The organism is Pseudoxanthomonas sp. LARHCG66, assembly GCF_052871755.1.
This window is the reverse complement of the sequence record NZ_JBIXJW010000002.1, coordinates 1-23,879: the sequence shown is the minus strand read 5'-3', so window position 1 is coordinate 23,879 and position 23,879 is coordinate 1. Positions and strand designations below refer to the sequence as shown.

The following is a 23,879-nucleotide window of genomic DNA, read 5'->3' as shown; positions in this document are numbered from 1 at the left end:
GCATCTGAAGAGCCCATCCACACGGAAGTCGAGAAGAAGGAGGTGTCATGGACGACGTCAATACGGTGCCGGTTGCCGCCACACCATCGGATGCCATCAAGGCGCTGATGCTGCTGCGTGCCGAAATGGTCCAGCGTGAGGCGCGCATGAGCGCGACGATCAATGAACACGTGCAGTTGCTGCGGCAGGAAGCAGGCCAGTTCCATCGCGATGTCGCCGCTGTCGTCGAGGGCGCGGGCACGCGGATTGCGCGGGATGCCCGTGAAGCGGTTTCTCCCGTTGCCGCCGAGTACGGCCATGCCGTATCCGCCACGTCTGCGCAGCTGCGCAGCGTTGGCAGAACGGTGTGGCTGTGGCTTGCCGCCATCGGCACCACCCTCTTGCTGGTGGTGTTGGTGGCCTGGGCGGTGTTGGGCTACTACCGCCGCGAACTGTCCGCCACGAAAGAGGAACTCCAGCGCTATGAAGACGCCGTGCCGGTCTTGCAGGCCTTCTATGCCTCGGATGTGGTGATCTGCGGGGGTGTGGTCTGCACCAACGCCAATCCGGACGGGCCGCGTGCCGGCGACAAGGGGCAGTACCGGGCGGCGAAGCTCAGGTCGCAGCCCTAGGCAGGGAATCCGGCGATGCACCGTCCACCATCGTCGGATTGGACGTGCCGTCGCCGCCCGACGGATGGCAAGCGGTGCCGGCGCGGACTGCTGGCATTTCCTTATACTCGGCCCCATGAGCATCTGGCTGGACATCGCAAGCATGGACGGGGCCGAGCTGCCGCAGGGCGGGGCGTTGCGCATCGAGGTGCGCGATGCGTCCTGGGCCGATGCGCCCGCGCGCGTACTGCATCGCCTGGAAACCCAGGTGCCGCTGCACGCCTCGCTGTTCCCCGTGGAGCTGCGACTGGACACGTTGCCGGCCGACGCCATCGTCTGGGTCCATCTCGATGCGGACGGCGATGGCAGGGTGTCGGCCGGCGACTACATCACGACGCAATCGTATCCGCTGACATCGCGAACGTCCGGGCGGATGCGCGTGGAACTGCGTCGGATCGGATAGCCGGACGTCCGGCGAGCCAGTCGGCGATGGCCGAGGCGATGGGAAGGCCCGTACGATCCTCGATGAAGAGAAATTCGCCCGCGGTGTTCACTTCGAAGAAGTAGTACTCGCCTTCCGGCGTACGCCGCAGGTCGATCGCACCGTACGTCAGCCCCAGCCGTTCCATCAGTGCCAGCAGGCGCGCCTGCACGTCGGCGGGCAAGACCTCGGCCGTGATCGTCGCCTCCCCCACATTGCGGCGGAAATCGATGGAGCCGGCGCGCGGTGTCCATGCGATGGACGCAGCGAAGAGGGCGCCATCCACCGCCGTGACGCGCAGGTCGGCCTGAGCACGGACGTACTCCTGGAAGATCACCGGGGCCACGCGGACCGTATCCAGCTGCGCATGGTCCGCAGGCTGCAGCAGGCGGGTTTCGCGCCAGATCGCATGGGTGCACGAGAACGTCTTGTAGATGACGTCCAGCGGCGCGAGTTCGCTGATGAAGCTGCGCGCCTCGTCGGGATCGGAGGTGATCAGCGTGCGGGGCGTGCGCAAGCCCACTTCGGCCGCCACGCGCAACTGGCGTGCCTTGCGCGAGGCGGCATCGTCGCGATTGGGGTCGTTCATCCAGCGCGCGTCCAGCATCAGCTGCCAGAGGCCGTTGAGCCCCTCGTTCCACTCATTGGCCGTGAACAGGTGGGTCTGCGGATCGCTCACGTCCGACAGGTCCGGCGCCTGTGGCCGGCGCCACCACACGGCGCTGGCCTGGTCCAGCCGGTGCACCTGGCCATCGTCGGTGCGATAGCGGATACGCGGGCGCGGCCCGTGCCGATAGTCCACCGTCAGCGTCGCGCGACGGGGGAGCTGGGCCAGGTCCAGCAACAGCACGGGTTCTCCGCGCTCTTCCAGGCAACGGACCACGCGCATGGCATGCGCGTCGTCCGGGTGGGAGATCACCACGATCATGGAGGTCTCCTTCAGCTTGCCGCGCCGTCTTCCTGGCGCAGCAACTGCTCCAGGAGTGCGCGTGTCTGGTCGTACTGCGCCTGCAGGGAGCCGCGCGCGGCATCCAGCCGGCCCAGTTCGTCGGCCAGTTGCTGGAGATGACCGTCCAGCTCTGCGGCCGTGCCCGCCGCGCCAGTGGCGGTACCGTCCTGATGCGGCGTGACCACGGCGAACGGCGCCGCGCCCCCGAGCGAAGGATTGAGCTGCGGATTGACCGAGATCTGCGGCAGGCCGGGCGTGAGTACGTTTTCGGCCAGGGTGGGGCCGGGATCGAAGATGCCTTCCTTGATCGTGTCGCGGATCTGCTCCTTCAGCGTGTCCGTGATCAGTTCCTTGCGCGTATCGAGCCGCACATCCTTGATCTGCTCCTTGCGCGTATCGAAGATCTGCTCCTTGCGGGTATCGGCGATGTTGTCCTTGATCTGCTCCTTGATGGTGACGGCCGGGCAGCGCGAGTTGACGGCCGCGATGTCGCCTGCCGACAGTCCGTTGCGCTGGCCGATCGTCGTGCCCGGCGGCACCGTGCCGATGGGCGTGATGGTGTTGCTGCCGTCGGTGGAGAACGCATTCAATGGGTAATGCATGATCGAGCCGTAGTCGTACGGCCCGATGTCATCGCCATCGGTGATGTGCTGGTTGAAGTTGTGCTCGAAACCCGGCTGGATCCTGTCCCAGTTGATGCGGACGAACATGTCGCGATCCTCGCGACTCTGTTCGTGCCACAGCCCCACCACGTGGCCGATCTCGTGGATGGTGTTGCCCAGCGTGCAACCCGCCGCGAGGTTGACGAACTGCTGGCCGCCGCGCCGTCCGACCTGCGCGGAACATCCCGAGCCCGTGCGGAAGGTCACGAAGTCGGCTTCGGTGGTCCTGGCGACGAAGCGGAAGCGGGTGTTGGCTTCCCAGTGCGCGATGGCGTCGGTGACCCGCTGCTGGTTGGGCAGCGCCGGGTCGATGGTGAAGGGCACCCGGCAGTTCGGCCACTGGAACTGCGCGCCGGAAATCATCACCGCGTGCACGACGCCCGCCGCGCTTTCCTCGCGCAGCATGTCCGACATGCGTTCGACTTCTTCCACGGTGCCCAGGACGATGTCGCCCTCGAACATCGCCATGCCGTCCACCTCCACGTACTGCACCGGCCTGACGCCGAAGGTGTCGCCACGGATCAGTGCGGTGCGTACGGGTCCTGCGCCCCTGAACTCGCCCGTCCTGCCGTTGCCGCCATCATTGGATCCGCGGCCTGCGCTGCGCGATGCCGGGGTCTTCTTGGTTGCCATGTCCAGATCTCCTATCGGGTGAACTGCCTTCGCCGTGGATGGGCGAGCGTGGCGGCGCGTGCGTCCGGGGGAGGACTGCGCCGCAGCTGCAGCAGGGAGGAGCGCGCGCGATGCGTGTATTGCGTGGCGCGCCGGAGCGCTTGTCCGGTCATGCGCCTACGTGTCGCGTCCGGATCACGTGCTGGCGATCGTGTACCGCCCTGCTTCAACGGGAACAACGCGCAGGTCCGCGGGCAAGGGCCAGCGGTCGCATACCGCTCGTCAGCGCATCAAGGAGAATCAGCTACATTCATTTACATGGATGCGCGCACGCAGCGCCATATCATGCGCAGGCGCACGCGCGCATGCAGTGAGCGCGGTGGATGAACGCGCTGCGCCAGGCAGCTTGGAAACAGTTCGCCGCAGCGTGCTTGAAAACCTCGACCGGATCCCGGATGCCGCGGAAACAGGACTCAGGAAAGTGGGGGCAGAGTACGTTTTCCTGTCACGCCTCGAGTCGCCACAAAAAATTTTCATCGCCGCCGAGTCTTTGAACCTCGCTTCCGCACCTCGATGGTTCAACGCCAAGGCGAAGAGCCTCGTGCCCGAACCGGAATGCGTCGACGGCAGGAGAATTTCCTCGTCGACTCACCTGAAAGCATCTCGATGCCAAGGAAAATTTCCCTGTCAGCTCACCTTGAAGGTTCGCGACAAGGGAGATCCTCCTTGCCGGCAGCCCGAGCGGAGCCGGCGGTGTCGATCCGCTGCCTGCTCCTTCGTCGTATAAGCAGGGGCAGCTCAGGGCAGCCAGCGTGGCGGCCACTGCTCCATTCCATTGCGAGGAGCGATGCATGACGACGAACGAGAAGGTGAAAGGCCCGGCTTCCTACTTCCCCTCGATAAAGAAGCAGTACGGCAAGCCGGTGGAACACTGGTTCAAGGTCCTGGACGCCGTCAGCGACCGCAAGCACATGGAGCAGGTGGCCCTGCTGAAGACGGAGCACAAGATGGGCCACGGGCATGCGAATGCGCTGGTGGCGTATCACAAGGCGAAGCGTGAGGGTTAGGGGGGCGACGCCCGTCACGCGTGTGGTGACATTCGCGGCAGAACACTGCGCTCACCCCAACCTATGGCCTTGGTCGCGCAGATCCGCTTGGAGAAGGTATTCTGGCGCCCGTTTCCGGACCCCTGTTTCCCCCTTGCCCTGGCCGCGAGGCGGCCCGGCTTGACTCAGGTGTCCGGCCATAGCAGACAAGTAGAGAACCATTGAAAGCAAACGATCTCCAAATGAAAACAGACTGGCGCTTCGAAGAGAGCGAGCAGCGGCGGCACTATGTCATTGAGCCGTGGCTCGATGGTCGCCGGGTAGGTCGTGCTCATGGCTGGTTCGAGCCCGGAGAGAGCTTTGTGCTGGAGAAGATCGAGATTGATTCACGGCAGCGCTCACGTGGCTATGGAAGTACGGTGATCGAGCAGCTGCGACAGAAGGCGCGTGACAAGGGGTGCCGTGAGCTTGTGATCAACAATGTGCGTTCCAGTAACCACAGGGCGATCGCGCTCTATGAGGCCATGGGCGCAAAGGCCGTCCCGCTGTCGGCCAGCCTCTGCGCCTTTGTCATCTCTCCGCCGTAGGCCTGACCCTTCGAAACAGGGGTCAGAGTGGGTTTTCCGAGTGGGTCGTAACGGTCGGAGAACAGTTCCCTCTCCCATGAAAGCACAAGGCCCGCATCAGCGGGCCTTGTTGTTACCGAAGCATCCACGAGCCTGTCGGTATCAAACCGCCTCGAACCGATTCGCCGCCACATTCTTCCTGACCTTCGCCGGATCCCAGATCCGCCCGTTCATCGCGATATACACCCCCGCCGACAGCGACTGCACCGCACCGATCGCGCAGCCGATGTTGAACTCCGCGTCCGAGCCGCGGAAGCGGGCCGGGCTGAGGGCGCCGGTCATCACGATGGTCTTGTCCGGGATGGAGGCCAGCACATGGCCCGTCTGCACCATGCTGTCGGTACCGTGCGTGACCAGCACGTGCCGGGTCGGCTGCGCCGCGATGGTGGCGCGGATCAGCTCGCGGTCCTCGTCGGTGATGTGCAGCGAATCCTTGCGCAGGATCGGGATGACCGTGAAACGGAACGTCACCCCCAGCTCGCGCAGGATCATGCCGATCTGCGGATCGCCGATCTGGTAGTCGGACTTGTCGTCGAAGTAGATCTTGTCGATCGTGCCACCGGTGGTGACGATCAGCAGCTCGTCCATCTCTATGCTCCTGCCGGCGCTCACGGCGCGCCTGGCGTTGTATCCGGGGATGTCAGGTCGTACGGCTCGCCGTAATGCCGGCAGATCGCTTCCAGCGCGGGCGACGGCGGCGCGACGACCACGCGATTATCGCCGCTTTGCCGGGTGAACGTGCATTGCACGCTGGTGACGTTGCCGTCGTCGTCGCCACCGGCATCCACCTGCACCATCAGGTCCATGCTGTCGTAGTCGAGCGGTCCGGCGCGTGGTGTCTCCAGGCGCCACAGGTGGAATTCCCAGCTGCAGCAACTGCTGCGCCCGGATTCCACCAGCCAGCCATCGATGACCTGCAATTCGTAATAGCCGCCGCTGAAAAAGTGGCGCAGCGTCCGTGTGGCCGGATCGATCCGGTACACGTCGCCCTCGCAGTTCGGCCCGGCGCCGCACATGCCCCGGACTTCCACCTCGTGCATCCCGTCCCCGTCCAGGTCCACCAGGCCGGCGTGGCCCATGGGCGTCTCGGTGACGTCCTGCTCGACCTGCAGGCGGTCGCACACGAGGCCGTCGGCACACGTCAGCTCGGCGACGTAGCGGCGCGTGGCGGAAGTGGAACACTCGGCGCGCAGCGACAACGTACTGCCGTCGCGGTTCTCCACGCGTGCCGGATCGCCCGCCTCGCAGAGGGCGTCCTGCGCCCATGCACTGTGCGCCAGCAGGCACAGCAGCAGCGTAGCAACGAAACGCATCACGCCTTCCTGCCGAACCGCTTGGCGAAGGCGGGCCAGCTCGTGGCCAGCACGATGCCGATGGACAGCACGATGCCGACCCAGGCGAACTTCGCCTTCACCGGATCGGCCCACGCCACCATCACGGCGTGCGAGAACCAGAACAGCGCGAAGACGCCCGCCCAGAACGCGGCCGTGCGCCGACGCGCCATCACGCCGATCATCAGCAGGATCGGCGGCAGGGCGAACACCAGCAGTGCCAGCGTGTACTGGCGGTCGCCGTAGAACCACACCGCGTAGAGGACGGCCAGCAATTGCAGCAACGCGGCCAGCAGCAGGCGCGAACGGTCCATCAGCGCGTCTCCAGGCGGCGGGCGATGTCGGCCACGCGGCGCCCCAATGCACGTGCGAGCGCCGCCTCCTCTTCGCTGGGATGCGGATCGTCATCGCCACCGGCTACGTGGCTTGCGCCATAGGGCGTGCCCCCCGTGCGCGTGCTGCTGAGCTGCGGTTCGGTGAACGGAATGCCCACGATCACGCACCCGTGATGCAACAGGGGCACCTGCATCGACAGCAGGGTCGACTCCTGTCCACCGTGCTGGGTGGCGGTGGAGGTGAACACGCCCGCGGGCTTGCCCACCAGCGTGCCGCTGGCCCACTCCGCGCCCAGACCGTCGATGAAGTGCTTCACCGGTGCGGCCATGTTGCCGAAGCGGGTGGGGCTGCCCAGCACCAGGCCCGCGCATTCGGCCAGGTCCTGCCGGTCCACGTAGGGCGCGCCTTCCTCGGGTACCGGCGGTGCGGCCTGCTGCGTCACGGCGGCCACGGGCGGCACGGTGCGCAGGCGCGCGGACATGCCGTCCACTTCGCCCACGCCGCGCGCGATCTGCCGCGCCAGCCGCGCCACGGACCCGCCGCGGCTGTAGTAGAGCACCAGGATCTCGGGCATCGGACCGTCTTCGTCACCGGGAAAGTGCCTAGTATCGGCGATGTCGCGTCCATGACGCATCGGTTACCCTTCCGCCCATGGAGCCACTGGACTCGTTGAACCGCTGGACAGAGCGCATGCGCGACCGCGCACGCATGGGCACGTTCTTCCGTTTCCTGGCCAAGCGCTTCCTCGATGACCGCCTGTTCCAGGCCGCCGGTTCGCTGGCCTACACCACCTTGTTCGCGCTGGTGCCGCTGGCCATGGTGGTGTTCGGCGTGCTGTCCGCGTTCCCGGTGTTCCAGGAGTGGAGCGCGCAGCTGCGCGACTACATCTTCGCCAACTTCCTGCCGGGCGCGGCGGTCAGCCTGAAGGAGAAGCTGGACGGCTTTCTCGCCAACACCGGCAAGCTGACCGCGGTGGGCGTGATCGCCCTGGTGGCATCGCTGCTGATCACGCTCAACAGCATCGAGGCCACGTTCAACCGCATCTGGCGCGTGCGCAGCGCGCGGCCGAAGCTGTCGCGCTTCCTGGTGTACTGGACCGTGCTGACGCTGGGTGCACTGATGGCCGCCGCATCGCTGGCGTTGTCCGCGCGGTTCTATGCATTGCCGGTGTTCGCGACCAGTGGCGGGCGTTGGTTGCAGACGCTGTCGCTCAGCGTGGCGCCGGTATTGATCGAACTGGCGGCGATCGTGGTGATCTACCGCGTGGTGCCGCACCGGACCATCAAGTGGCGCTATGCGATGGCGGGGGCCTTGTTGGCGACCGTGTTGCTGGAACTGGCGAAGTGGGGGTTGGGCGCCTACCTGGGCAGCTTCAATACCTACCAGAAGATCTACGGCGCGGTCGCGGCAGCGCCGATCCTGCTGCTGTGGATCTACCTGTGCTGGATCGCCGTGCTGCTGGGTGCTTCGCTGGCATCGGGCATGGCCGCCTTCCGCTACCAGCCCGCCGCGTTGCGGTTGCCGCTGGGCTACGAACTCTACGGGCTGCTGCGCATGCTGGGGCGCTTCGCCCAGGCCCGCGGGAAGGGGCGGGGACTGCACAGCGACCAGATCCTGGCGATGGAGCCGATGCTGACCGATTCGCTGATCCAGCAGATGCTGGGGCAGCTGTCCGAGATCAACCTGCTGCGCCGCGACGAGGAAGGCGAGTGGTTGCTGGCACGCGACCTGGACGACCTGACCCTGTGCGATCTGTACGAAGCCTGCCAGTTGCGCGTGCCGGTGGCCGAGGCGCACCTGCCGTTCCATGACGATGCGCTCGGCCGTGCCGCCCGCATGGCGCTGGATGACCTGCGCGTGCCGCTGCGTGAACTGCTCAAGAAGCGCGTCAGCGACCTGTTCACCGAATCCCACCAGGAGCCTGCATGAAGTCTGTTTCCTCTCTGTCGCTGACCATCGTGCTGTCATTGGCGGCGTGCAATGCCGGCTCGGCGCCCCCCCAAGCGGCGGAACCGGCAATCGAGGCGCACGTGCAGGATGTCGATCCGGCCGCGGAAAAGCCTGCAGACCGCACCGTCGACATCCCGGTGTTGCAGGTGAAGACGCTTGATGGCGCCGACTACGCCCTGGCCTCGCACCGCGGCAAGTGGGTGGTGGTGAACTTCTGGGCGACGTGGTGCGCGCCCTGCCTGAAGGAAATGCCCGACCTGTCGGCGCTGGACAAGGATAACGACCATGTCGAGGTGATCGGCCTGGCGTACGAGGAAATCGAGCCCGAGGATCTCAAGGCGTTCCTCGCGGAACGGCCGGTGGTGTATCCCATCGCCATCCTCGACGTGTACAACCCGCCGGCGGATTTCGCCACGCCCCGCGGCCTGCCGCTGACCTACCTGATTGCGCCGGACGGCAAGGTCGCCAAGCAGTTCCTGGGTCCGGTCACCGGCAAGGAAATCGAGGCTGCCATCGCCGCGGCCGGCGGTCCCGCAGCGAAGGCGTGATGGCGACCGCCCGCTTTCTGGTCAGCGGCAAGGTGCAGGGGGTGTTTTTCCGTGCATCGACCCGGGAGCGCGCGCTCGATCTGGGACTGGCCGGCCGCGCCACCAACCTTCCCGATGGCCGCGTGGAAGTGATCGCCCAGGGCGATGCGACGGCACTTGATGCGCTGGAGGCGTGGCTTCACCAGGGGCCATCCGCCGCGCGCGTTGACTCGGTCGTACGCGATGCGTGGACGGGATGGGTGAACGACGGCTTCGTCACGGGCTGACCGGACCTAACCGAACCGGGACGGGCGGAACGAAGCCATCAGGCAGGCGTGCCCTTCGGATGCCGTTCGTGGTTCGACAGGCTCACCACGAACGGGATCTGTGACGGGCTCACCATGAGCAGGGTCCACGACAAGCCCACCACGGACGGTGTCTAGGACAGGCTCGCTGCGAGCGGGGTCACTGAATCAGCGATTGCCTAGGGCTGGTCGCCCGCGTTGTGCAGGCGCAGGGCACGCGCGGCCTGCTGTTCGTCCAGTGGCGGTGGCCGCGCGGTCGCCGGTTGCTCCGGTTCCTTCCAGCCGGGGATTTTGCGCGCGCCCTTCTGGACCTGCTGTGCGGCCAACCCGACCAGCACGGGCACGATGCCGCCGTTCTTGCCGAGCTGCTCGAGGCTGGCCGGTTCCTTCCAGCGGCGGCTGAACACCGTGGGTGCGACGTCGACGGGATTCTCGAAGCGGTAGAGATCCACCACTTCTTCCGGATCCGGCCTGACGGTCAGGGTTTCCAGCGTGGTCGCGGAGATGTCGTCCGTCGTGGCAGCCTGCTGCGCCATCGCATGCGACGACGCCAGCCACAGGGCGGCCATCAGGAGTGCCCGCATGCATCAGCCGCCGCGCTGCGGCTTGATCGGTTTCAGCACGGTGTAGCGTTCCTTGTGCAGCTTGCCTTTCAGCGGCGGCAGACCCAGCGGCTCCAGTGGCACCTGCGTGTCGGGCAGGCGATCCAGCAGGTCGCGGATCAGCGTGAGCCGCCCGGTGCGCTGGTCGTTGAAGTCGACCAGTGTCCACGGCGCATGCTTCGTGTGCGTCGCCTTGAGCATCGTTTCGCGCGCGGCGGTGTAGTCGGTGTACTTCTCGCGCGCCTTCAGGTCGATCGGCGACAGTTTCCAGCTCTTCAGCGGCTCGTCGGCGCGTTCGGCGAAGCGCTCTTCCTGCTGCGCCTGGTCCACGCACAGCCAGTACTTGAACAGCAGGATGCCGTCGTCGGTGATGCCCTTCTCGAACACCGGCGCCTGCGCGAGGAATCGCGCATGTTGTTCGTCCGTGCAGTAGCCCATCACCTTCTCCACGCCGGCGCGGTTGTACCAGCTGCGATCGAACAGCACGATCTCGCCGGCGGCCGGCAGGTGCGTGATGTAGCGCTGGAAGTACCACTGCGTGGCTTCGCGTTCGCTCGGTTTCGGCAGTGCCACCACGCGGCATTGGCGCGGGTTGAGGTGCTCGGTGATCGCACCGATGGCGCCGCCCTTGCCGGCGGTATCGCGGCCTTCCATCACCACCACGATGCGGGCGCCGCAGTGCGACGCCCAGCGTGCCATCGCCGCCAGTTCGAGCTGCAATGGCGTGAGCCGGGCTTCGTAATCCTTGCGTTTGAGGGTCTTCATCGCGGGTCCTGTGCGGTGGCGGGGGGATTCAGCGTTTGCGGCGGGCATGGCCTGCCATGCCGCGCGCGACTTCCAACAGGGCGCCTTGCTGGCGCGTGTTGAGGGCGCGGTAGGCGGCCAGCAGGTCGTGCTCGCCCCGTGTGCGCGCGGGATCCAGCGTCGTCGCCAGTTCCGACAGCAGCGCGCCTGCGGGGACGCCGAAGGCACGCGCCAGGGCGGCGAGCTGGTCGCCGCCGGTCAGGCCGCTGGCCTTGGTCAGCAGGCGCAGGGTGGCATCGAGCGACATGGCGGGCTCTCCTTGCTCATTCCTTCAGGCGGGGACGCAGCGTGGCCAGGTTGCAGGGCCGTGTACGTGCGTCGAGTTGGGCGCGGATGATCTTCTCCCACGCCGTGCGGCAGGCCGAGGTGGAGCCCGGCAGGCAGAACAGGAAGGTCTGGTTCGCCAGCCCGGCGAACGCGCGCGATTGCAGCGACGAGGTGCCGATCTCCTCGATGCTGACGTGCCGGAACAGTTCGCCGAAGCCCGGCATTTCCTTGTCCAGCAGCGGCAGCAGCGCCTCGGGCGTGGAGTCGCGACCCGTGAAGCCGGTGCCGCCGGTCACCAGGATGCCATCTACCGCGGGATCGGCGATCCACTGCGAGACCTGCGCACGCAGGCGGTAACGGTCGTCGGGCAGCAGCGCGCGGTCATGCAGGTGGTGTCCTTCCTGCGCGAGCGCATCGGCGAGGTAGTCGCCGGAGCGATCCTCGGCGAGTGTGCGGCTGTCGGAGACGGTCAACACGCACAGGTGCAACGGGATCAAGGCGTCGGCATGGCTCATGCCCGAAGGGTAGCGCAATCGCGGGTCAGCCGAGCGGTGCGGGAGGCAGCCCCTTGCGGTGCCGGTCAGCCATGCGCCGGGCGACGTCGGCGAAGCCTTCCGCGAACCGCGGCATGTCGAACAGCGGTGCGTGCGCGATCGCGGCCCGCAGGCGCTCGCGCAGGGCCGCGCGGGCCGCGGCATCGCGTCCCAACCGGATCCCGGTCGCGACGAAGGCCTCGTCGTCGGTCATGTTCATCTCGTCCAGGCCGAGATGATGATTGAGGCTGCCTGCGACGCGGGAGGCGAACGTCGCGCCCGGGCAGGTCAGCACCGGGCAGCCTGACCACAGCGCGTCGGACGCGGTGGTATGCGCGTTGTAGGGATGTGTGTCGAGGAACAGGTCCGCATGCCGGTAGCGCGCCAGGTACTCCGCATGCGGCAGCTTGCGCATGAACACCAGGCGCGCCGGATCCACGCCGCGCGCCTGCGCCGCCGCGCGCAGGCGGTCGTCGGCCCGGCCGGGGCCGGACAGCAGCCACAGCACGCTGCCGTCGACGTTCGCCAGTATGTCGAGCATCCTGGCCAGGCTGCGTGGGTTCACCTTGTAGCTGTTGTTGAAGCAGGCGTAGACCACGCCGGTACCGGGGAGGCCACAGGCCTCGCGCGGGGGCGGCGTGTCGATCTTGCGACGCGTGTCGGACGGTTGGAAGGCGCCGGGTAGGTAGGCGACGGCTTCGCTGTACGCCGGCACCAACGTTCCGGGCAAGGCGAAGCGATCCGCCAGCACGTAGTCGATCCACGGCGCACCGGAGGTGCCGGGATAGGCCAGCCAATTGACCTGCACGGATGCGGGCCGCATGGCCAGCACTTCCGGCGTGCCGCCGCCACCCCAGCCGCGCAGGTCGTAGAGCACGTCGATGCGCTGGTCGCGGATGGCCTGCGCGACACGTGCGTGCGGGAGGCCCGCGACATCGTGCAAGTGCGTGGCCGTCGCCAGCCGTTGGCGGATGGGGCTGCCATCGTCGGGCGTGAGGGCGAACAGGTACGTGGATACCGCTGCATGCGCCTGCAGGGCTTCGAAGAACGCCACCGTCAGCAGGCCGGTGGGATGCGCGCCGAAACCGTTGGAGAGGAAGCCCAGACGCAGCGGCGCGTCTGCCGGCGCGTGCGGTGCGGGCGGAAGCGGACGGACGACCGACGCCAGCGCCTGCGCGCGCTGCCGAGCGCAGGCCAGTTGTTCCTGCGCGCTGGCGTCTTCGCTGAGGAAGGCGAACGGCTCCACCACGCCGCGACCCTCGCGCACCGCGCCCCGCACCTGCGCCGACAGCGCGTCGAGGTCACGCCAGTCGCAGAGCTTGCGGCGCCAGTTCAACAGGTGGGCGGCGAACATGGGCTCGCCCGGCAACAGCCGGTAGGCATGCTCGTAGGCCTGTGCGGCGGACTCGGCTTCACCGGCATCCTCGAGGGCGTGGCCGAGCCACAACGCGATGCCCGGGTGCTGGGGCGCCTGCGCGGCGGCCGCGCTCAATGCCTGTGCCGCCTGCGCGTGCCGACCCGACAGCCAGTGGCTGCGGCCGAGTCGCGCGAGGGCTTCGGGATGGCGGGGGCGCAGGCCCAGTGCGTGCTCGGCGGCGCGCCGCCCCGCCTCGGCATCACCGTGGTCGAGCTCCGCATCCGAAAGCATGACCCAGGCGATGAAGTCCTGCGGCGCCTGCCGTACATGCAGCCGTAATCGCGCGCGCTCGTCGCGTGGACCGTCAACGGTCACCGCGACCGCCTGGCTCGAGGGTGCAGGTGGCGCTGGCGGGACGCGTGGCGACGATCATGGGCGGCAGCCTAGCGATCATCGACAGCGCGCGACAAGCCTTGCGCCACGTGCGATGCATGTGGGAGTGACGCCCGTCGCGAAGGGGCACCCATGTCGCGATGTGTGTCGCTTCCACATCGGGGAAGCCGGCTTCCACGTTGCGCAGGCTAGAGCGGCAGGCGGAAACGCAGCGTGCCGTCGTAGGGCACCCAGCCCATGGCCCGGTACAGCGCCTGTGCGCTGGCGTTGTCGTGGTCGGTTTCCAGTTCCAGCCGCAACGCCCCGTCGGCGCGCGCGAACTCGGCCGCGGACGACAGCAATGCGCGCGCGACGCCCATGCGACGCGCCTCCGGCAGTACGAGCAGGTCGTTGAGAATCCATACCCGCGACGCGCTGACGGAAGAAAAGGCCGGATACAACTGGGTGAAGCCGACGGCCGCGTCGTCTACCCAGGCCAACAGGATGACGGACTCGTCGCGCTCCATCCGCTCGCGGATGAAATCCCGTGCCAATGCCGGGTCCGAGGGCTGGCCGTAGAAGCCGCGGTACTGGTCGAACAGGCGGGCGACGACATCCAGGTGCGTCAGTCCCGTCCGGCGGACCACCGTCGTCATGCTGCCTCCGTCAGTCGTGCCAGTTCGTCGGCCAGGTGTTCGCGGCCGAGGCGGTCGACCAGTTCGTCCAGGTTGCCTTGCAGGATGTTGGGCAGGTCATAGAGCGTCAGGCCTTCGACGCGGTGGTCGGTGATGCGGCCCTGCGGGAAGTTGTAGGTACGGATGCGCTGGCTGCGGTCGCCGCTGCCGACCTGCAGCTTGCGCGATTCGGCCTGCGCCGCCTGCTGCTTGCTGCGTTCCGCATCCAGCAACTGCGCCTTCAGCCGCTTCATGGCCTTGTCGCGGTTGGCATGCTGGCTGCGCTCGGTCTGGCATTCCACCACCACGCCGCTGGGGACATGGGTGATGCGGATCGCCGACTCGGTCTTGTTGACGTGCTGGCCGCCCGCGCCTGACGAACGGAAGGTGTCCACCTTCAGGTCGGCCGGATTGATGACGATCTCGTCCACCTCGTCCACGTCCGGGATGATCGCCACCGTTGCGGCGGACGTGTGGATGCGGCCCTGTGATTCGGTTTCCGGCACGCGTTGCACGCGATGGGTCCCGGATTCGAACTTGAGCCTGGAATAGGCACCGCGACCCACCACGCGCGCCACCACTTCCTTGTAGCCGCCGTGCTCGCCGGGGCTGTCGGACTCGATTTCCACCTTCCAGCCCTGGCGCTCGGCGTAGCGGGCGTACATGCGGAACAGGTCGCCGGCGAAGATCGCGGCCTCGTCGCCACCGGTGCCGGCGCGTACCTCGAGAAAGAGGTTGCCCTCGTCGCGGTTGTCCTTCGGGACGAGCAGCAGCATCAGGGCTTCGTCCAGTTGCGCCAGGCGTGTCTGTGCGGCGGTGATTTCCTCGTCGGCCAGTTCCGCCAGTTCCGGATCGTCGCGCATCGCCTGCGCGGCGGCCAGGTCGGACTGCGCACGCTTTTCTTCTGCCATCGCACTGGCCACGGGTTCCAGTTGGGCGAATTCGCGCGAGAAATTGCGGAAGCGGTCTCCGTCGCCGATCACGTCCGGATCGGCCAGCAGGCGTTCGAGTTCTTCGCGGCGCTCAGCCAACGCTTCAAGCTTGCGGCGCAGCGTCGGCGTCATCGTCTTTGTCTTTCTTCAGGTGGGAGTAGGGCGGTTGCGCGGGGAACAGGCGATCGGCGGCGCGCGCCAGTTCGGCGTCGCCGCTCATGGCCGCGTCGCGCAACGCCGCGGTCGGCGGGTGCAGCAGGCGGTTGGTCAGCGTGTGGGCGAGGAATTCGAGCACCTGGTCGGCGTCGCGGCCGTTGGCCAGTTGCTGGCGTGCCTTCGCCAGCACGTCCTCGCGGGTGGACTCGCCCAGCGCGCGCAGGCGCTTGAGCGGTTCCTGCCGGGAACCGGCCAGCAGGCTTTCCATGAAGCGGCCGACCTGCACGTCGATGATCGCTTCGGCGGCGTCGGCGGCTTCACGCCGGCTGCGGCGGTTGTCCTCGACCGCGCGCTCGAGGTCGTCGACGGTGTACAGATAGGCATCGCGCAGCTCGGCTACCGATGCTTCGATGTCGCGTGGCACGGCCAGGTCGAACAGCAGCATCGGCTTGTGCTTGCGCTTGGCCAGCGCGGCCGCGACCTGGGCATGCAATACGACGGGTTCGCGTGCGGCGGTGGCGGAAAACACCACATCTGCCTCGGCCAGGTGCCGCTCCAGTTCGGCCAACGGCAGCGCATAGCCACCGTGGCGGGTCGCCAGCTCCTGCGCGTGCGCCAAGGTGCGGTTGGCGACCAGCAGGCGGCGCACACGACCTTCGCTGAGGTGCTTGGCGGCCAGTTCGATGGTTTCACCGGCACCGACCAGCAGCACGGTGGATTCGCTGAGGCGCGCGAAGGAGTTCTGTGCCAGGCGTACTGCCGTGGAGGCGACGGATACCGGATTGGCCCCCACGCGGGTGTCGGTGCGTGCGCGCTTTGCCACGGCGAAGGTCTGCTGGAACAGGCGGTCCAGGCGATTGCCCAGCGCGCCATGTTCGCGCGCCGTGGCCCAGGCATCCTTCACCTGGCCGAGGATCTGCGGCTCGCCCAGCACCATCGAATCCAGGCCCGTCGCGACCCGGAACAGATGGCGGACGGCATCCGCGTCCCGGTGGCGGTAGAGGTAACCCTCGAGTCCTTCGGCATGGGTGGCCAGCCAGCTCGCCAGCACGTCGCCGTCTTCCGCCACCGCGTACAGCTCGGTGCGGTTGCAGGTCGACAGCAGGGCGGCTTCGACCACGTCGGGCAGCGCACGCAGCGACGACAACGCGTGCGGCACCGTGCCGGCGTCGAACGCCACCCGTTCGCGCAGGTCGACCGGCGCGGTCTGGTGGTTCAATCCGAGGACCCACAACGTCATCGTTCAGGCGCTTGCAGTAAGCTGCTGGCTCATATCAGGGCCGCCATTTTACGGCCGACGTGACGTTCATGCCCGAAATGATTCGCACCTTGTTTGCCGCGCTGGCGATGGCGGCCGCCATACCCTCCGCGGTGGCCGCATCGTCGATCCCGCCCGGCCATCGGCAGGACGACGCGCTGACCACGGTGATGGCGGGCGAATTCGCCCTGCAGGCGGGCCAGTTGCCGGACGCCGCGCGCTGGTACCTGGACGCCGCGCGGGAGCAGGACGACGCCGGGCTTGCCGAACGCGCCACCCGCATTGCGCTGCTGGCCAAGGACGATGCCCGTGCAGCCGAAGCGATCAAGCTGTGGCGCGCGCGTTCGCCCCGCACGCTCGCGCTGCGCGGTGCGGAGGCCACGCTGGCACTGCGCCAGGGGCAGAGGCGGGTTGCACGTCGCGAACTGGCCGGGCTGATGAAGGATCCCGACGAGCTGGGTTGGCGTTACGCGCTCACGGCACTGGCCAGTGGCGGGAAGGATCCTGAACTGCCGGCGCGGCTGCTGCGCGATCTGCTCGACGATGGCGCCATGCCCGACACGTTGCAGGCTTGGCTGGCGTTTACCGGGCTGGCCCAGCAGATGGACGAGCCCGTGCTGGCCGAACGGATGGTCGGCGATGTGGTCAAGCGCTTCTCCGGCGAGCCGCTGGTTGCCCTGCTGCAGGCCAGCCAGTTGCTGCAGGCGGATCGCAAGCAGGAGGCCCGCGCGGTGCTGGACGGTCTGCTTCCGAAGGCTTCAAGCGACGCGGCGCTGCGGCTGAAGCTGGCCGAGGAATACGACAGGTTGGGCGACCCGGCGGCGGCCTCGCGTGCGCTGGGCCAGGGCCCGCAGGACACGCTGACCTATGGCTTGCGGGCGCAGTTGCTGGCCAAGGCGGACGATACGGCGTCTCTGGGCGAGCTGTATGAGGAATTGAAGCAGGCGGCGTCGGGTGCGGGGCAACCGACCCAGTACAGTCCGGATCGCCGGTTGCTGCTGGGGCAGATGGCGGAGTTCCTCAAGCGTCAGGATGAAGCTCTGGAGTGGTACCGCAGCGTGCCCGCAGGCGAGCAGCGCGCCGAGGCGCGCCTGCGCGCCATCAATACCCTGTTCGAACTCGAGCGCAAGGATGAAGCCTTCGCGGAGGCCCGCAAGCTGCAGGGCGATGCCAGCGTCGAAGACGGTACCCGCCGCGATGCCTATCTGATGGAGGCCGAATTGCGCCAGAAAGACAAGCAGGACGAAGGCCAGATGGAGGTCTTCGCCCGCGGTCTGGCGGCGTATCCCGATGACCTTGCGCTGCTGTATTCGCGCGGGCTGGCCTGGGAGCGGCGCGATCGCATCGACCACGCCGAGGCCGACTTCCGCCGCATCCTGGTGATCGAGCCGGACAATGTGGCCGCGCTCAACGCGCTGGGCTACACCCTGGCCGACCGCACCACGCGCTACCAGGAGGCGCTGGAACTGATCGATCGGGCGCGCACCGCCGCCCCGGAAGACGCGGCCATCATCGACAGTTATGGCTGGGTGCTCTACCGGCTGGGGCGCAATGCGGAGGCGCTGGTGGAACTGCGTCGCGCGTTCACGCTGCAGAAGGACCCGGAGATCGCGGCCCATGTGGCGGAAGTGCTGTGGGTGATGGGGCAGAAGGACGAGGCGCGCCGCTATTTCGACGAAGCCCGCAAGCTCGACCCCGACAACCGCTCGCTGCTGCGGGCGCTGGAGAAGACAGGCGCATGAAGGTTTCAGGATTCCTGCTGGCGGGGCTCGTGGCCCTGTCGATGGTGGGCTGCGCCACACGCGGTCCGGCCGTGGATTCGCCGGCCCTGCGCGACCCCGAGGCAGTGGCGGCGGCGCAGGCGGCACAGGCCACCCGCGCGGCGTGGCTCGCCTCGCAGCCGGACTGGTCGTTCGCCGGCCGCGTGGCGGTCAATGCGAACGGGAAGGGCGGCAGCGGCCGGATCGACTGGCAGCAGACGGGCACCGGTTATCTGGTCGCGCTGAGTGCCCCGGTTACCCGGCAGAGCTGGCGCCTGGGCGGTGACCTGCAGACCCGGGCCGCCCGACTGGAAGGGCTGGAGGGCGGGCTGCGCGAAGGGGCCGATGCCGACCGCCTGCTGCGCGAGGCCACCGGCTGGGACATCCCGGTGGCCTCGATGGTGCACTGGGCCCGCGGTGTCGCCGATCCCTCCGCCGCCACGGAAGGCGTGGAATACGATGCCGACGGCCGGCTGCGGACCCTGACCCAGGAGGGTTGGCGAGTGGACTATCTGGACTGGTTTCCAGCCGAGGGCTCCCAGCCGTTCATGCCGCGCCGCATGGAGGCGCGACGGCAGGGCGCGACGGTGAAGGTCGCCGTCGATCAGTGGCAGTTGGCACCGCAATGACCGCGTTTGCGGTCGACGAGGGCTGGTCGGCCTGGCCGGCACCGGCCAAGCTGAACCTGACCCTTCAAATCACCGGTCGCCGTGCGGATGGCTACCACCTGCTGCAGACCGTGTTCCGGCTGCTGGAGTGGGGAGACACGATCTATGTGCGCTCCCGCGAAGATGGCGATATCAGGCGGGTGGGGGAGTCCGTTCCGGGCGTCTCCGAGGCGGATGATCTCGTTGTTCGCGCGGCAAAATTATTAAAAAAAGAAGCCAATGTCGCCAAAGGAGCGGACATTGGCGTCGAAAAACGCATTCCTGCCGGTGGCGGTTTCGGTGGAGGGTCGTCGGACGCTGCCACGGTATTGGTGGCTCTGGATCGGCTTTGGGAGTGTGGTCTGGACCCGGGTCGGCTGGCGTCCCTGGGGCTGCTGCTGGGGGCGGACGTCCCTGTCTTCGTCCGCGGCGGGAATGCCTGGGCGGAGGGGGTGGGCGAGGTTCTGACGCCGCTGGTGCTGCCGCCGGCGTGGTATCTGCTGGTCGATCCCGGCGTCCACGTGCCCACGGCGGCACTTTTCGCATCACAGGATTTGACGCGTGATGCTGCACCCGCGAAAATATCGGACTTCGTTTCGGGATCACTGCTCGGCAACGCGTTCGAGCCGGTCGTGCGTCGCCGGGAACCCGCCATCGAGGCGGTCTTCCAGGTGCTCTCACGCGTCGGTGCGCCACGCTTGACCGGTTCTGGCGGCGGCTGCTTCGTGGAGTTCGCCGACAAGGCCTCTGCCGAGGCGGCGCTGGCGACCTTGCCTGCCGGGCTGCGTGCCTGGGTGGTGGAGGGTGCCGCGCGCTCGCCACTGCTACGCACGCTTGAGCAGTATTGCGGAACGGAGAAATACGCCTAGGGGCGTCGCCAAGTGGTTAAGGCACCGGGTTTTGATCCCGGCATTCGTAGGTTCGAATCCTTCCGCCCCTGCCAATTCACTGTAGTCCTAGCTGCATCTGCCGAGACGACCATGCAAGACGAACGCAACCTGCTTGTCTTCTCCGGCAACGCCAACAAGCCGTTGGCGAACAGCATCTGCCGCGAGCTGGGCGTGCGTCCCGGCAAGGCGCTGGTGTCCCGGTTCTCCGACGGCGAAGTGCAGGTCGAGATCCAGGAGAACGTGCGCCGGCAGGAAGTGTTCGTCGTGCAGCCGACCTGCGCGCCGAGCGCCGAGAACCTGGTGGAGCTGCTGGTGCTGATCGACGCGCTGAAGCGCGCCTCGGCCAGCAGCGTGACCGCCGTGGTGCCGTACTTCGGCTACGCCCGCCAGGATCGCCGCATGCGTTCTTCGCGCGTGCCGATCACGGCCAAGGTGGCGGCCAAGATGTTCAGCGCGGTCAGTGCCGACCGCGTGCTGACGGTGGACCTGCACGCGGACCAGATCCAGGGGTTCTTCGATATCCCGGTGGACAACGTATACGCGTCCCCGTTGCTGCTGGCCGACATCTGGCGCGCCTACGGCACCGAGAACCTGCTGGTCGTGTCGCCGGACGTCGGCGGCGTGGTGCGCGCCCGTGCGGTGGCCAAGCGCCTCGACGACGCGGACCTGGCGATCATCGACAAGCGCCGCCCGCGCGCCAACGTCGCCACGGTGATGAACATCATCGGCGACGTGGAAGGCAAGGACTGCGTGCTGGTGGACGACATCGTGGACACCGCCGGTACGCTCTGCGCCGCTGCGGCCGCGCTGAAGCAGCACGGTGCCAACAAGGTGGCGGCGTACTGCACCCATCCCGTGCTTTCCGGCCCGGCAGTGGACAACCTGAACAATTCGGTGCTCGACGAGCTCGTCGTCACCGACACCATCCCGCTCTCGCCGCAGGCGCAGGGCTGCAGCAAGATCCGCCAGCTGTCGGTGGCGGAACTGCTGGCGGAAACGATCCGCCGCATCGCCTTCGGCGAGTCGGTCAGCTCGCTGTACGTGGATTGATTCTCCGTCGCACGCCGGGACACCGGCGTGCGGCTCTCCGGGTTCATCTGGTCGCGGGTGAACCTTTCATCAGCCGTCGCGAGACGGTCTACAACCTAGGTAGTGAAGCAAATGGCTAAGACACATGAAATCAAGGTCGAGCGCCGCGAAGACGAGGGTAAGGGTGCGAGCCGCCGCCTCCGTCACGCGGGCACCGTGCCTGCCATCGTCTACGGTGGCGAACTGAAGCCGGTCAGCATCCAGCTGAACCACAACGAAGTCTGGCTGGCCTCCCAGCACGACTGGTTCTACTCGTCGATCCTGGACCTGAGCCTCAATGGCGACATCCAGAAGGTGCTGCTGCGTGACATGCAGCGCCATCCGTTCAAGCAGCAGATCATGCACCTGGACTTCCAGCGCGTGAACGAGAACGAGACGCTGCGCACCGCGGTGCCGCTGCACTTCCTCAACGAAGACAAGTCGCCGGCCGGCAAGTCCGCCGAAGCCGTGGTCACCCACGAGCTGAACGAAGTCGTCGTCGAGTGCCTGCCGAAGGACCTGCCGGAATTCATCGAGATCGACCTGGCCGACCTGGCCATCGGCGCGGTGGTCCACCTGTCCGACGTCAAGCTGCCGGCCGGCGTGACCATCCCCGAGCTGAAGCTGGGCAAGGAACACGACGTCGCTGTCGTGATCGCCAAGCACGGCAAGGAAGAGGCCGAGGAAACTCCGGTGGAGTCGGCCGAAGTGCCGGCGGCCAAGGTCGCCAAGAAGGACGACAAGTAATCGCGTGAGCCTTCGCCCGCTCTGGCGGGCGAGGGTATGCGATGCGTCCCCATGGCAGGCTTGCGCCTCATCGTCGGACTGGGCAATCCCGGTGCCGAACATGCCCGAACCCGGCACAATGCCGGGTTCCATTTTGTCGACGCCCTGGCGGAGCGGCAGGGTGAGCGCTTCGGGCTGGAGAGCAAGCTGTTCGGAGAGACCGCCAAAGTGGTGGTGGCCGGGCAGCCGGTCTGGTTGTTGAAGCCTGCCACTTACATGAACCTGAGCGGCAAGTCGGTCGCGGCGGCGCTGCGGTTTTGGAAGATCGCTCCGGAAGAGGCGTTGCTGGCGCATGATGAGCTCGACCTGGCCCCGGGCGTGGCGCGCCTGAAGTTCGATGGCGGCCACGGCGGACAGAACGGCTTGCGCGACACCATGCAGCATCTTGGGCACGGCAAGTTCCATCGGTTGCGGATCGGCATCGGCCATCCCGGCCACAAGGACCGGGTGACCAGCTGGGTGCTGGGCAAGCCGGGCAAGGACGACGAGATCCTGATCGCGCGGGCGATCGACGATGCGCTGGATGTGCTGCCGCTGGCGGTGGCGGGCAACTTCATGGATGCGATGACGCGGTTGCACACGCAGAAGCCGTGATTGGTGATTGGTGATTTGCAGGGCACGGATCGGGCCGCGAATCACCAATCACGAATCACGAATCCCGGATGTAGACATGGGCATCAAATGCGGCATCGTGGGCCTGCCGAACGTCGGCAAGTCCACCCTGTTCAACGCGCTGACCAAGGCGGGCATCGCCGCGGCCAACTTCCCGTTCTGCACCATCGAACCGAACGTGGGTGTGGTACCCGTGCCGGATCCGCGCCTGGGGCAGCTCGCCGACATCGTCAAGCCGCAGAAGGTCATCCCGACGGCAGTGGAATTCGTCGACATCGCCGGCCTGGTGGCGGGCGCCGCCAGCGGTGAAGGCCTGGGCAACAAGTTCCTGGCCCACATCCGTGAAGTGGATGCGATCACCCACGTGGTGCGCTGCTTCGAGAACGATGACGTCATCCATGTCAACAACCGGATCGACCCGCTCTCGGACATCGACACCATTGACACCGAACTGGCACTGGCCGACCTCGAGAGCGTCGAAAAGGCGCTCAACCGGGCCGAGCGCTCCGCCAAGGCGGGCGAGAAGGACGCCATCGCCCGCAAGCCGGTGCTGCAGAAGCTGCAGGCAGGCTTGAATGACGGCAAGCCGGGTCGCGCGTTGGGCCTGGACGACGAGGAGAAGGCGCTGATCCGCGACCTGTTCCTGCTGACCCTGAAGCCGGTGATGTACGTGGCCAACGTGCTGGAGGACGGTTTCGAGAACAATCCGCACCTGGAAGCCGTGCGTGCTCGCGCCACCGCCGAGGGTGCCGAGGTGGTGCCGGTGTCCGCGGCCATCGAGGAGGAGCTGTCCCAGTTGGACGACACGGACCGGGATGCCTTCCTGGCGGACCTCGGCCTGGACGAGCCGGGGCTGAACCGGGTCATCCGGGCGGCCTACAAGCTGCTGGGCCTGCAGACCTACTTCACGGCGGGCGTGAAGGAAGTACGTGCCTGGACCGTACGGGCGGGCTCCACTGCGCCCCAGGCGGCGGCCGTGATCCATACGGATTTCGAGAAGGGCTTCATCCGCGCCGAGACCATCGCCTTCGACGACTTTCTCAAGTACAAGGGCGAAGCCGGTGCCCGGGACGCGGGCCGCCTGCGCCTGGAAGGCAAGGAATATCGCGTGCAGGAAGGCGATGTCCTGCATTTCCGGTTCAACGTCTGAGAAAAAAATATGGCTGGCGCGTTGACAGAAGGGTCGGTACGCGCCAAAATCTCGGGCTGTTTCACCCTGGTTTGATTTGGCCCCGGCCCAGTCAGTCCGGTGATCCCGGAGGGATACCCAAGCGGCCAACGGGGGCAGACTGTAAATCTGCTGGCTTACGCCTTCGGTGGTTCGAATCCACCTCCCTCCACCACGTTTTCGTTGTTGTTTTGAGTTGTAGTGGTCTCCCGGTGCGGGAGTAGTTCAATGGTAGAACTGTAGCCTTCCAAGCTACTAGTGCGGGTTCGATTCCCGTCTCCCGCTCCACTGAACACCAGCACGGGGTCTGCAGCGATCCAGGCAGCACAACCGGTTTCACGCTCACGTAGCTCAGTCGGTAGAGCACCTCCTTGGTAAGGAGGAGGTCGAAGGTTCGATTCCTTTCGTGAGCACCACTTCCATCCATTGATCCACTCGAGAACCAGCAGCCATGGCAAAGGGTAAGTTCGAACGCACCAAGCCCCACGTGAACGTGGGCACGATTGGTCACGTTGACCACGGCAAGACGACGCTGACGGCGGCGCTGACGAAGATCGGCGCGGAGCGTTTCGGTGGCG

Annotated in this window: 29 protein-coding genes and 4 tRNA genes; 19 read left to right on the top strand and 14 right to left on the bottom strand. The window is 67.0% G+C overall.

Annotated features, from left to right (window positions below; all coding sequences use genetic code 11):
• Positions 1-47: 47 nt before the first annotated feature.
• Positions 48-611: a hypothetical protein gene (locus tag ACIPRS_RS06980; protein WP_446538039.1), complete on the top strand. Its 564-nt coding sequence runs from the start codon at positions 48-50 to the stop codon at positions 609-611.
• Positions 612-726: 115 nt separating this feature from the next.
• Positions 727-1,053: a hypothetical protein gene (locus ACIPRS_RS06975; protein WP_446538038.1), complete on the top strand. Its 327-nt coding sequence runs from the start codon at positions 727-729 to the stop codon at positions 1,051-1,053.
• Here ACIPRS_RS06975 and ACIPRS_RS06970 read toward each other — a convergent pair.
• Both ACIPRS_RS06970 and legP read right to left on the bottom strand, forming a co-directional pair.
• Complete coding sequence (locus ACIPRS_RS06970; RefSeq protein ID WP_192201852.1) at positions 980-1,999, bottom strand: MvdC/MvdD family ATP grasp protein; 1,020 nt, start codon at positions 1,997-1,999, stop codon at positions 980-982. The two genes, ACIPRS_RS06975 and ACIPRS_RS06970, sit on opposite strands and share 74 nt — an antisense overlap.
• A gap of 11 nt (positions 2,000-2,010) precedes the next feature.
• Positions 2,011-3,315, bottom strand: a complete 1,305-nt coding sequence (legP, locus tag ACIPRS_RS06965; protein WP_446538037.1) for a Dot/Icm T4SS effector Zinc-dependent metalloprotease LegP — start codon at positions 3,313-3,315, stop codon at positions 2,011-2,013.
• Positions 3,316-4,145: 830 nt separating this feature from the next.
• Between legP and ACIPRS_RS06960 the strand changes: the two genes are divergently transcribed.
• Both ACIPRS_RS06960 and ACIPRS_RS06955 read left to right on the top strand, forming a co-directional pair.
• The gene (locus tag ACIPRS_RS06960; RefSeq protein WP_446538036.1) at positions 4,146-4,361 is read left to right on the top strand and encodes a DUF4287 domain-containing protein; all 216 of its coding nucleotides are present in this window, start codon (positions 4,146-4,148) and stop codon (positions 4,359-4,361) included.
• 221 nt (positions 4,362-4,582) lie between these two features.
• Entirely contained in the window at positions 4,583-4,927 is a 345-nt protein-coding gene (locus tag ACIPRS_RS06955; protein WP_446538035.1) for a GNAT family N-acetyltransferase, read from the top strand.
• Between the two features lie 141 nt (positions 4,928-5,068).
• Here the strand turns inward: ACIPRS_RS06955 and ACIPRS_RS06950 are convergent, their stop codons facing one another.
• Genes ACIPRS_RS06950 through wrbA form a run of 4 tightly spaced genes read right to left on the bottom strand, consistent with a single transcriptional unit; the run spans position 5,069 to position 7,207 of the window.
• Positions 5,069-5,554 carry an asparaginase domain-containing protein gene (locus ACIPRS_RS06950; RefSeq protein ID WP_446538034.1) on the bottom strand — a complete coding sequence of 162 codons (486 nt, stop codon included), beginning with the start codon at positions 5,552-5,554 and terminating at the stop codon, positions 5,069-5,071.
• A 20-nt stretch (positions 5,555-5,574) separates the two neighbouring features.
• A complete protein-coding gene (locus tag ACIPRS_RS06945) occupies positions 5,575-6,279 on the bottom strand; it encodes a hypothetical protein (protein WP_446538033.1) in 705 nt (234 codons plus the stop codon).
• On the bottom strand, positions 6,279-6,611 hold the full coding sequence (locus ACIPRS_RS06940) for a DUF2069 domain-containing protein (RefSeq protein ID WP_446538032.1): 333 nt from the start codon (positions 6,609-6,611) through the stop codon (positions 6,279-6,281). The genes ACIPRS_RS06945 and ACIPRS_RS06940 overlap by 1 nt, the downstream gene beginning before the upstream one ends.
• A complete protein-coding gene (gene wrbA / locus ACIPRS_RS06935; protein WP_337731909.1) occupies positions 6,611-7,207 on the bottom strand; it encodes an NAD(P)H:quinone oxidoreductase in 597 nt (198 codons plus the stop codon). Before wrbA ends, ACIPRS_RS06940 begins: the two co-directional genes overlap by 1 nt.
• Before the next feature lie 77 nt (positions 7,208-7,284).
• On the opposite strand from wrbA, the gene ACIPRS_RS06930 reads away from it, so the two are divergent.
• Genes ACIPRS_RS06930 through ACIPRS_RS06920 form a run of 3 tightly spaced genes read left to right on the top strand, consistent with a single transcriptional unit; the run spans position 7,285 to position 9,397 of the window.
• Positions 7,285-8,562, top strand: coding sequence for a YihY family inner membrane protein (locus ACIPRS_RS06930; RefSeq protein ID WP_337731313.1), 1,278 nt, complete (start codon positions 7,285-7,287; stop codon positions 8,560-8,562).
• The gene (locus ACIPRS_RS06925; RefSeq protein WP_446538031.1) at positions 8,559-9,131 is read left to right on the top strand and encodes a TlpA family protein disulfide reductase; all 573 of its coding nucleotides are present in this window, start codon (positions 8,559-8,561) and stop codon (positions 9,129-9,131) included. The genes ACIPRS_RS06930 and ACIPRS_RS06925 overlap by 4 nt, the downstream gene beginning before the upstream one ends.
• Positions 9,131-9,397 carry an acylphosphatase gene (locus tag ACIPRS_RS06920; RefSeq protein WP_446538030.1) on the top strand — a complete coding sequence of 89 codons (267 nt, stop codon included), beginning with the start codon at positions 9,131-9,133 and terminating at the stop codon, positions 9,395-9,397. Before ACIPRS_RS06925 ends, ACIPRS_RS06920 begins: the two co-directional genes overlap by 1 nt.
• 197 nt (positions 9,398-9,594) lie before the next feature.
• On the opposite strand, the gene ACIPRS_RS06915 is transcribed toward ACIPRS_RS06920, so the two are convergent.
• The 8 genes from ACIPRS_RS06915 to hemA form a co-directional block, all read right to left on the bottom strand.
• Positions 9,595-9,999, bottom strand: coding sequence for a hypothetical protein (locus tag ACIPRS_RS06915; protein WP_446538029.1), 405 nt, complete (start codon positions 9,997-9,999; stop codon positions 9,595-9,597).
• A gap of 3 nt (positions 10,000-10,002) precedes the next feature.
• The gene (gene ppk2 / locus ACIPRS_RS06910) at positions 10,003-10,782 is read right to left on the bottom strand and encodes a polyphosphate kinase 2 (protein ID WP_446538028.1); all 780 of its coding nucleotides are present in this window, start codon (positions 10,780-10,782) and stop codon (positions 10,003-10,005) included.
• Positions 10,783-10,810: 28 nt separating this feature from the next.
• Positions 10,811-11,068: a helix-turn-helix domain-containing protein gene (locus tag ACIPRS_RS06905; protein ID WP_446538027.1), complete on the bottom strand. Its 258-nt coding sequence runs from the start codon at positions 11,066-11,068 to the stop codon at positions 10,811-10,813.
• Between the two features lie 16 nt (positions 11,069-11,084).
• Positions 11,085-11,603: a molybdenum cofactor biosynthesis protein B gene (moaB, locus tag ACIPRS_RS06900; RefSeq protein ID WP_337731308.1), complete on the bottom strand. Its 519-nt coding sequence runs from the start codon at positions 11,601-11,603 to the stop codon at positions 11,085-11,087.
• A gap of 25 nt (positions 11,604-11,628) precedes the next feature.
• Positions 11,629-13,353, bottom strand: coding sequence for an O-linked N-acetylglucosamine transferase, SPINDLY family protein (locus ACIPRS_RS06895; RefSeq protein WP_446538026.1), 1,725 nt, complete (start codon positions 13,351-13,353; stop codon positions 11,629-11,631).
• A gap of 206 nt (positions 13,354-13,559) precedes the next feature.
• A complete protein-coding gene (locus ACIPRS_RS06890; protein ID WP_337731306.1) occupies positions 13,560-14,006 on the bottom strand; it encodes a GNAT family N-acetyltransferase in 447 nt (148 codons plus the stop codon).
• Entirely contained in the window at positions 14,003-15,088 is a 1,086-nt protein-coding gene (gene prfA / locus ACIPRS_RS06885) for a peptide chain release factor 1 (protein ID WP_337731305.1), read from the bottom strand. Before prfA ends, ACIPRS_RS06890 begins: the two co-directional genes overlap by 4 nt.
• Positions 15,060-16,352, bottom strand: coding sequence for a glutamyl-tRNA reductase (hemA, locus tag ACIPRS_RS06880; RefSeq protein WP_337731304.1), 1,293 nt, complete (start codon positions 16,350-16,352; stop codon positions 15,060-15,062). Before hemA ends, prfA begins: the two co-directional genes overlap by 29 nt.
• Positions 16,353-16,420: 68 nt before the next feature.
• Between hemA and ACIPRS_RS06875 the strand changes: the two genes are divergently transcribed.
• The 12 genes from ACIPRS_RS06875 to ACIPRS_RS06820 form a co-directional block, all read left to right on the top strand.
• Positions 16,421-18,112 carry a hypothetical protein gene (locus ACIPRS_RS06875; protein WP_446538025.1) on the top strand — a complete coding sequence of 564 codons (1,692 nt, stop codon included), beginning with the start codon at positions 16,421-16,423 and terminating at the stop codon, positions 18,110-18,112.
• Positions 18,109-18,759: a lipoprotein insertase outer membrane protein LolB gene (lolB, locus tag ACIPRS_RS06870; RefSeq protein ID WP_446538024.1), complete on the top strand. Its 651-nt coding sequence runs from the start codon at positions 18,109-18,111 to the stop codon at positions 18,757-18,759. The genes ACIPRS_RS06875 and lolB overlap by 4 nt, the downstream gene beginning before the upstream one ends.
• Positions 18,756-19,646, top strand: a complete 891-nt coding sequence (gene ispE / locus ACIPRS_RS06865; RefSeq protein ID WP_446538023.1) for a 4-(cytidine 5'-diphospho)-2-C-methyl-D-erythritol kinase — start codon at positions 18,756-18,758, stop codon at positions 19,644-19,646. The genes lolB and ispE overlap by 4 nt, the downstream gene beginning before the upstream one ends.
• Positions 19,645-19,720 (top strand) — tRNA-Gln (locus ACIPRS_RS06860). The genes ispE and ACIPRS_RS06860 overlap by 2 nt, the downstream gene beginning before the upstream one ends.
• Positions 19,721-19,757: 37 nt before the next feature.
• Entirely contained in the window at positions 19,758-20,717 is a 960-nt protein-coding gene (locus ACIPRS_RS06855; RefSeq protein WP_192201803.1) for a ribose-phosphate diphosphokinase, read from the top strand.
• 111 nt (positions 20,718-20,828) lie between these two features.
• Positions 20,829-21,482, top strand: a complete 654-nt coding sequence (locus tag ACIPRS_RS06850) for a 50S ribosomal protein L25/general stress protein Ctc (RefSeq protein ID WP_446538022.1) — start codon at positions 20,829-20,831, stop codon at positions 21,480-21,482.
• Positions 21,483-21,533: 51 nt separating this feature from the next.
• Positions 21,534-22,115, top strand: coding sequence for an aminoacyl-tRNA hydrolase (gene pth, locus ACIPRS_RS06845; RefSeq protein ID WP_446538021.1), 582 nt, complete (start codon positions 21,534-21,536; stop codon positions 22,113-22,115).
• 76 nt (positions 22,116-22,191) lie between these two features.
• A complete protein-coding gene (gene ychF, locus ACIPRS_RS06840; RefSeq protein WP_446538020.1) occupies positions 22,192-23,283 on the top strand; it encodes a redox-regulated ATPase YchF in 1,092 nt (363 codons plus the stop codon).
• Between the two features lie 107 nt (positions 23,284-23,390).
• Positions 23,391-23,476: transfer RNA gene (locus tag ACIPRS_RS06835), tRNA-Tyr, on the top strand.
• Positions 23,477-23,515: 39 nt separating this feature from the next.
• Positions 23,516-23,589, top strand: a tRNA-Gly gene (locus ACIPRS_RS06830).
• Between the two features lie 52 nt (positions 23,590-23,641).
• Positions 23,642-23,717: transfer RNA gene (locus ACIPRS_RS06825), tRNA-Thr, on the top strand.
• Between the two features lie 35 nt (positions 23,718-23,752).
• A partial coding sequence (locus tag ACIPRS_RS06820; protein WP_049472805.1) for a GTP-binding protein occupies positions 23,753-23,879 on the top strand: 127 nt, incomplete at its 3' end.